This is a genomic window from Megasphaera sp. DJF_B143 (assembly GCF_900320625.1).
GTDB classification, from domain to species: domain Bacteria; phylum Bacillota; class Negativicutes; order Veillonellales; family Megasphaeraceae; genus Megasphaera; species Megasphaera hexanoica.
Map to the genome: position 1 here is coordinate 1 of NZ_ONTA01000170.1, position 8,295 is coordinate 8,295.

General features: G+C 46.3%; 7 protein-coding genes. 2 read left to right on the forward strand and 5 right to left on the reverse strand.

Annotation, left to right across the window (positions count from 1 at the left end):
- The first annotated feature begins 169 nt into the window (after positions 1-169).
- Entirely contained in the window at positions 170-595 is a 426-nt protein-coding gene (locus tag DBO31_RS05185) for a hypothetical protein (RefSeq protein WP_150824606.1), read from the forward strand.
- Complete coding sequence (locus tag DBO31_RS05190) at positions 596-1,456, forward strand: hypothetical protein (RefSeq protein ID WP_150824607.1); 861 nt, start codon at positions 596-598, stop codon at positions 1,454-1,456.
- Positions 1,457-1,544: 88 nt separating this feature from the next.
- On the opposite strand, the gene potE is transcribed toward DBO31_RS05190, so the two are convergent.
- The 5 genes from potE to DBO31_RS05215 all read right to left on the reverse strand — a co-directional run bounded on the left by potE (position 1,545) and on the right by DBO31_RS05215 (position 8,243).
- On the reverse strand, positions 1,545-2,882 hold the full coding sequence (gene potE / locus DBO31_RS05195; RefSeq protein WP_150824608.1) for a putrescine-ornithine antiporter: 1,338 nt from the start codon (positions 2,880-2,882) through the stop codon (positions 1,545-1,547).
- A gap of 270 nt (positions 2,883-3,152) precedes the next feature.
- Positions 3,153-4,346 carry an acetyl-CoA C-acetyltransferase gene (locus DBO31_RS05200; protein ID WP_150824609.1) on the reverse strand — a complete coding sequence of 398 codons (1,194 nt, stop codon included), beginning with the start codon at positions 4,344-4,346 and terminating at the stop codon, positions 3,153-3,155.
- Positions 4,347-4,731: 385 nt separating this feature from the next.
- On the reverse strand, positions 4,732-6,150 hold the full coding sequence (locus DBO31_RS05205) for a VWA-like domain-containing protein (RefSeq protein WP_234995402.1): 1,419 nt from the start codon (positions 6,148-6,150) through the stop codon (positions 4,732-4,734).
- Positions 6,147-7,223, reverse strand: coding sequence for an AAA family ATPase (locus tag DBO31_RS05210; protein ID WP_059075874.1), 1,077 nt, complete (start codon positions 7,221-7,223; stop codon positions 6,147-6,149). Before DBO31_RS05210 ends, DBO31_RS05205 begins: the two co-directional genes overlap by 4 nt.
- A 171-nt stretch (positions 7,224-7,394) precedes the next feature.
- The gene (locus DBO31_RS05215) at positions 7,395-8,243 is read right to left on the reverse strand and encodes a DUF4116 domain-containing protein (RefSeq protein WP_234995403.1); all 849 of its coding nucleotides are present in this window, start codon (positions 8,241-8,243) and stop codon (positions 7,395-7,397) included.
- Positions 8,244-8,295: the final 52 nt, after the last annotated feature.

Genomic DNA, 8,295 nt, shown 5'->3' on the forward strand with positions numbered 1-8,295 from the left:
CGAGTGTCTGGAATGTTTTCATGGGTATACCTTTCTCTATTCAAAAAAAATAATATATGTCTCTTTTACATGTATTTATTTATTATACCATAAGATTCAACTCTAGGCATTCTTTTTGAAATTTGGTATACTAAACTGTAAATGACTTTTCTTTCAGGAGGCAGATAGCATGAGCTGGTGGCGTGATATTTTCCGTCAATGCGTATTTATGAGCTTTTTCATTATTCCCATTCCCATTGGATCCTATACGATTCATAGTGGCTCCAGTGCGGCTGTGGCGCTCATATCCCATCTGGCTCTGTCTTTTCTGATCCCTCTGGCCTATGTGGGCACGAAGGAAGCGGCGTTTGGCCCGAAACATGCCCGTATCAGCCGTATAAGCTTCGTCATTGCCTGGCTGGTACTGGCAGCTATTGGCGGTGCATTCAGCGCCTTTATGGGGCAGATATGGAAGGCGTCTTCCTTCTGGGAATGGCCTACCATCGGTCGTGATATTGTTTTTATCGGTATTATGTATGGCGAACTATGTGCGACTATGTTGGGAGCCTATGTCCTGAGCCGGTTTCATGATACCTGCAGAAAAGAGCGTGTGTAAATGAATAACCCATCGTGGCGTCCCTATGGGCTTCATCTGGCCTGGCAGTGCGTCTGGCTGATTCCTGTTCCTTTTGGGGCGTTTGTTTCTGATAAAGGATTTCTTACCGTTTTGTCTTTTCTTGTATTTTCCCTGGGTTCTTTGACGGTGCCATTGCTGCAGCGTCATCGGCAGGTGAGAAATCAGGGATATACCTTGTATGCTTCACCGGGAATGTATTTCTATGGCGCCTTGACTGGTCTTATGCTGGTGACGGGCTTTTTTGACAGCCTGATAGGTACGAGTCTATGGCAGAATTATTATAGCCGGGTCATTCTGTATGCGTGCTGGATGATTGTAACGATCCTTGTACAAAATCTGCTGGCCTGGGGCTTTGATTTCTGGAAAAAACGGCGCAGGAAATATGCCTGGTCGGAATTTTTCGACCCGGTGCTGTATGCGTTACCTATCCCCCTTTCGTTTATGACGATGTGCTTCTTTCCCGTACTGGACACGACGAGTCTGGATGGGCCGCTCATTGGCGTCTTTATTCTCCTGGGGCTTTGCGTTTTTCTGCTCATCGCTTTTGTTCTGGCTTCGTTCGCGCTATACTTTTACCCTGCAAAAGAACGGTTTCCCCAAACGGGCGACCGTATCGTTCAGCTCATACGGATTCTTTGCATGAGTCTGGCCTGGCTGGCCCTCAATATGCCGGCATCTCCGTATATCCGGTTCGTCGTAGGTCATACGCCGCTATCGGAAAATAGTATTCTGACGCTGCTTGTTCCTCTTGCTGGAGAGACTATTTCTATCATAGCTGCCGTAGCTGGCAGCAATCTCATTCCACTTATCTGGAACAGGCTGCACCGGAGTCAGGCATAGGGACTGATTTCATTGCCAATCATATATTACAGACAGATACAAAAAAGCTGTCCTTTGTAGGACAGCTTTTTTGTATACATACAGATATTCAGCTTTTTGCACGCTGTTCCTGCATAAATGGCTGTTTCATGATGACGAAACGCACTACATAAGTCATCCAGCCAATGAAGACAGCGGTACAGCCACCGAGGAAGGTGGGCAGATCCAGTGTCGTCATAGCATAGAAACAATAGATGATGGAAACACCGGCAAAGAAATAAGCCGTATTCCGGTTGCACTGGGTATTGGAAATCCCTTCCGTATCGAGAATGGATTTGAGGGCTGCTGAACAGAGAATATAAGGAATTACGTTAGTAACGACAGCCAGGTTTGCGAGGTTTTCAAATTGTTCGGCCAGAGTCGGGCTGATGGTCATGAGGGATAAAAAGCTCTGCATGACCAGGATGAGCATCATGCCTTTAAGAGGAACATCGGCATCGGTAACTTTGGCAAATACCTTCGGGAACAGACCGCGCTGAGCACTTGTTGTAAAGACCCGGGCCAGCGTAAACTGCCAGGAAAGAAGAGAGCCAGCACAGGAGAAGACCATGAGTCCCATGACCGCTTTGCCTGCTGTAGAACCGAGCATGGTGGCGAAAGCCAGGCCGAACGGAGCACTTGAATTGAGGATATCGTTGTTGGGAACGACACCGGCAATGACGTTGGTCGATGCTACGTAGATGATGGCAACGGCAACGGTGCTGACGAAGGTCGCAATGGGGACGGCACGCTGCGGGTTTTCTACGGCATCCATATTGACAGCTGCCGATTCAAATCCCAGGAAGGACCAGAGCGTGAGGGCGATAGAATTGCCAATAGCGTCCCCCAGACCAAAATGGTTCGGATTCCATGAGCTGACCCACAGCTGGGGATCGAACCAGTACCAGCCGATGAGGGAAATACCCAGAACAGGGATAATGGCTCCCCAGATAGTTATCGTGCTTAGTTTGCCGGAGTAACGTGAACCGCTGAAGTTAAGTGCAGCAGCAATCCAAAGAAGTGCTATAGTATATAGACATGTCTGCAACGGCGTCAGTTCAGTGCCAAAGAAGCCAGCACCATAACCGACGGCTGAAATAGCAATAGCTACGTTTGCAATGACAATAGAGACGGAATAGGAATAACTTGTCATGAAATGTCCAAGACATCCGAACCGATACTCAGCATAACCTCCCATGCCACCCGGCTTGGTAGAGAACATACCACATCGGGCGAACGTCAGTGCCAGGGCTAAAGAGCCGAGAGAAGTAATAATCCAGGAAATAATCGAAATCGTGCCTACTTCGGCAAGTTTCGTCGGCAGCATGATGATGCCGGCACCGAGCATGTTGGCCGCTGCTACAAAGGTCAGCTGAACCAAAGACATTTTACGACGTGAAGTTTTCATTATCAGTCCTTCTTTCTTAGGGCCGGAGACGTGTCGTATCAGGCCGTCTCCCTTGTCATAGTATGGTAAAAATATAGCCCGTTTTTATAGCTAGTACATTGTAGCATGTTTACTATGAAAATTAAATGGTTTTTCGATAAAAAAATAAAATAGTATGATAATTTTTTAAAATCGATAGCCTGGGTATTTTTGGCAGTGTTATTGAAAAAATTTCAAAAAAAAGACAGCCACTATAAAGTGACTGTCTTTTTTAAGACCATCTAGTCGGAATTAGTCGCACATTTTAATTGCTACGGCTGTACCCTGGCCACCGCCGATGCACAGGGAAGCGAGGCCATAACGGGAACCATTGCGGCCCGGTTCTGCCAATGCATAGAGCAGAGTCGTAAGGATACGGGCACCAGTGCAGCCTACGGGGTGACCGAGGGAGATACCGGAACCATAGATATTTGTTTTGCTCATGTCAGCGCCGAGCTGCTGGCAGCAATATACAGCCTGAGCTGCGAAAGCTTCGTTCAGTTCAACCAGTTCGAAGTCTTCCATTTTGAGGCCGGTTTTGTCAAACAGTTTGTGGCAAGCCGGGATAGGACCAGTACCCATGATAGCCGGTTCAACACCTGCGGAAGCCCAGTCGAGGATTTCAGCAATCGGTTTGATGCCGAGTTCTTCGGCTTTTTTCTTGCTCATGAGAACCAGTGCGCTGGCAGCATCGTTAAGACCGGAAGCGTTACCAGCTGTAACTGTGCCGTCTTTTGTGAAAGCCGGTTTTAATTTAGCAAGGCCTTCCATCGTAGTATCCGGACGGATATGTTCGTCTTTTGTGATGACGATATCGCCTTTTTTACGGTTGTGAATCGTTACAGGAACGATCTGAGCATCGAATTTGCCTTCAGCCTGAGCTTTGGCAGCGCGCATCTGAGAAGTGTAAGCGCATTCATCCTGCTGCTGACGGGTGATGCCAAAGCGGGAAGCGATGTTTTCGGCAGTTACGCCCATGTGATAGTTGTTTTCTGTGCAAATCAGGCCGTCACGGAGCATCGTATCTTCGAGAAGACCATTGCCCATGCGATAGCCACGGCGGGCTTTTGCAACAACATACGGAGCATTGGACATGGATTCCATGCCGCCGACAACTACGCAGTCAGCGTCGCCGAGTTCAATCTGCTGAGCGCCGAGGGATACAGCACGAAGGCCGGACCCGCACAGTTTATTGATAGTAAATGCAGGAACTTCCTGAGGAATACCGGAATGAAGAGCAACCTGGCGGGCTGTGTTTTCGCCGCAGCCGGCTGTCAGAACATGGCCCATGATAACTTCATCAATCTGATCTACAGGAACTTTAGCGCGTTCGATAGCAGCTTTGACAGCAGTGATACCGAGCTGAACAGCCGTTACGTCTTTGAACTGGCCGTTGAAACTGCCGATAGGAGTACGAGCTGCACTTACGATGACTACATTTTTCATTGAAAAACCACCCTTTCTGAGTACAAATAAAATAGTATATCTGTTAGTAGATGTAATATCTGCCACATAGACACTATTTATATCCTGTTGCTTGGGGATTGTGATGGGAACTATCTTTTTGAATGAAAAAGCTGAGTTCTAAATTTCACAATCTCTATGTGTATATAGTACATTTTTTCACATGGATTTGCAAGTAAAAAATGAAGGAATTCTATACCAAATACTCATATTTATTCCTCAATATTTCCTAAATAGAATACATAATTGCTTGATACATTCAAAATATGCATTTACGAACAAGTTCGAAAATACATTGTATTATAAATGATATATGTCAGAATACGCATATTGAGATAAATTTCACATACTGTATAACCTGCCGAAGTTAGAAATTCAAACTGATTTCTTCCTGATTATTCATGGAATATCCGCCTTTTTCAACGAAGAAAAATTCTGCCGCCGAATTTTCTTCTTCCAGGGGATGAAGCCGTTTGACTATGCCATAGGGATTGTCGAGTGACAGGTCGTCGCCATTGCCTCCGATAAGCCACAGAATTTTATATCCTGCTGGAGCTGTGCGCAGCCGGTCTTCCCCTTTTCCATCGGTGAAATAGAGGAGAAGGTCTATTTTATGCCGGTTGGCATATTCGATGACCGGTGCATAGCAGGTGCCGCCACGGCCGGCAGGTCGGGCCTGCAGGTCTTTGATGGTCCGGACTGTGTACACTTTGCGGATATGGTCGTCACATTGTATGATAATGATTTCTGTCTTATATTCCCGTACAATCTGGAAGACTTCTTCCATTGCCTGTTTGAATTCATCATCACTGATACTGCCGCTGATATCGAGGGCAATATATATCTTTGCCTTATAGTTGCGCAGCTGGCCCCGCAGGTCCAGTCGTTCCGGCTGACGGCGGTTGCGGCGGGCCGTCGTTTTTTTATTGCCGCTGGCTACCGTACCGGCGAGTTTCTTTAAATAGAAGTGCCAGGGAAGAGTATGATTGCTGTCCTTGATCTGGGCTATGGCATTGGCAATATGATCCGACAATTTGCCCCGGCTTGCGGCATCGACATATTTTTCTGTGAATCGTCCCAGAAGCTGGGCATCGATCGTGTCTGATTCATTCCAGACATCATGAGTGCGCAGAGGGTCGAATTTGGTCAGGATATCTGTATCAGCCGTGTTATCTTCATCGGTGATAGTCGTCGTCTTTTCCCGCTTATCAATGGCTTCCTGTATTTCCTGTACATAATCTTCCAGTGTACCAAATGGCGTAAGATAGAGATGGTACTGCAGATTGACCCAGTCGAGTGTTGCCGCATCATCGGGAAGGGGACGCAGGTAGGTGTTGACGACGATATCCATGGCCAGGTTCAGGGCCAGCTTGCTGTAATGGTCCTGCAGATCTCTGGCCCGCTGCAGATGCTGGAACACAATGTGCAGGATTTCGTGGCGTATACAGTTCCCCATCTGTTCGATGGTCAAAGGCAGGAAGATGAAGGGATTGAAATACATGACGTATTTAGCTCCCTTGAAATTCGTCGCCGTAGCCGAACCGATATTGAGGCGGATTTCTTTTCCCATCTGGAAAAAGAAGTATCCATAGAAATTATCTTTGTCATCGAGCAGTTTCAAACTGATTTTGCTGACAAATTCGAAGAATTCCCGCACAAAGTCTGCCGGTAAGTCTTTTGCCCGGCAGGCCTTATCGGAAAGGCGCATTTCATTATCGGCCCATTGGTTCAGTTTTTGGTCGAGGAGTATGGCCTCGGTACGGAGTTGTTTATCCAATACAATCACCCGATTGCTTCATAGGTTTTAAAATAAGCATCAATAAAATGGTCATTCTTCAGGGCGTATTTTCCGACTTCTTTCGTGTTATTGCGGATATCTTTCATTACGCCTATCATGAGATCGACCGGATAATAGTGCAGGAATGTCACCAGCCGTTCGATTGCCTGATTGGGATCGATGGCACCTTCTATGAGCTTGCTGTCAAGCTGGCGCAGGATATTTTTGGCTGCCAGATACAGCCGGGTGTGGGATTCGTTCTCGATCTTTTTGATTGTTTCTGCGGTCATGGACGGACTGGAAAACACATCGGCGTATGACACGAGCGGCTGGGCGTCGGATTCGATGAAGTTGACGAATTCTTCGGCAATGACCTTTCCTACATTACCGCGGATTACATTGAAAAATACGTTCCTTGTATAGGATTCAGGATGTTTGGCATAAATACGGTAAATATCGGAAATCCGTTCGTAACTGCGCGGTGTCGCATTGATATCGTCTTCATTGCGCTGTGACAGATAGTCGGGGAAGGTGGAAATAAATTCCATGACCCGCGGTTCGATTCCCTTAGTGGCAGCCCAGTCCAGCCACTGCATGTAATCCGGTTCCATATACAGCCAGACAAAACGGTTTTTCTGGGCATCATCCATTTCTACAGTCTGATAATCATAGGTATCCGTGGGGTTCATGGCGGCGATGATACGTACGCTTTCGTCAAGGTGGTATCCATTGATTTCATGATTGAGTATGAGGTTCATCAGTTCCTGTTGTACGGCGTGTTCGCAGCGGTTGATTTCGTCGATGAAGAGGAGAACTGTTTTTCCTTCAGCCAGAGCTTCATCGATTTCTTTCAGTTTGTGATGAATGGCATAGACGGTCGTACGGTTTTCGACGGTAGGCAGGCCGCCGATTTCGCCTTCCTTTAAAATATTGCCATCAATATCGATGAGTGTCCATCCGTTTTCTGCCGCCAGATCCGTAGCCAGGGCTGTCTTGCCAATCCCTGTTTCCCCGATGAGAAGTGGAACCGCCTGAGCGGCTAAAACGAGTTTTACACTTTGCAGTGTGTCATTATAATTCATGAATATTCCATCCTATCTCTGTAAAATCTAATAAAAATCTAATAAAACAATATTATATGATATAAAAATTATATCTTAATACTACTATTATATAATAATACAATAATAAACGATGACCAGCAAATGGTAAAGAAGAAATAGCTGATTTTCCTGTGGCACGTGGGGAATCTTTTATTGAATCTTTAATTTTTCATCGACCGTAACCTGTTTGGCTTTCCGGCTCCCATATTGGTAGACGAATAATAATTTATCGATCGGACTCCAGCCATAGTCTGTTTCGATGCGCCGGCAGCCAATGAAATCCCGTACATATTTTTCCGGCACATCTTCCTGGGATAATGTTTCTTTCAGGACACTTTTCAGGTCGTCATTGCTGATGAGCCGGTTGCGGGGCAGATAGCGGATGACCAGAATATTGATTTTTAAAAATGTAAGCAGTGTTTCTTTATCCGTATCGACAAATAAACGGATTGCCTGTTCATTATTGGCAATGGCAATGCACTGCGCTTCGAAGGAAGGTTTGTCTATATAACGCAGGGCGGTGTAGTTAATGGCGGCCGCCGCTGCCTGGACGTGAGGCGTCGGATGTTTGATGTAGCGGATGGCATCGTAATTTTGCCGTATGGCAGCGAGCTGCAATTCTTCACTGGGGTTTTCTGCATACTGGATAGCCCATCCTGACTGCTGGATGGCTTCCATGATGAGCCATTCCGGCGGATGTTTGATGTATGCCAGGTTTGTCCAGCTTTTGTGAACGGCTTGTTTCAATAATTCTTTAGGGGCATTGGGAATGAACTGGATGGCTTTTGCTGTATTTTTTAAAGCAGTCAGTTTCATTTCTTTTGTCGGATTGTCAATAAACTCCAGAACCAGTCCGTTTTCGCGCAGAGCGGTCAATTTCATTTCTTCTGTAGGATTGGGAATGTGCTGCAGGGAAAATGGATTGATCTTGATCATTCGCATGTAGTCTTCTGCACTTTTTGTATTTGGCGGTGGAACCGATACGTTAGTATTGTACACGGCTTCAGGCACCTCCTTTACGATAAACGTTTTTCTACATCTTTTATTTTAC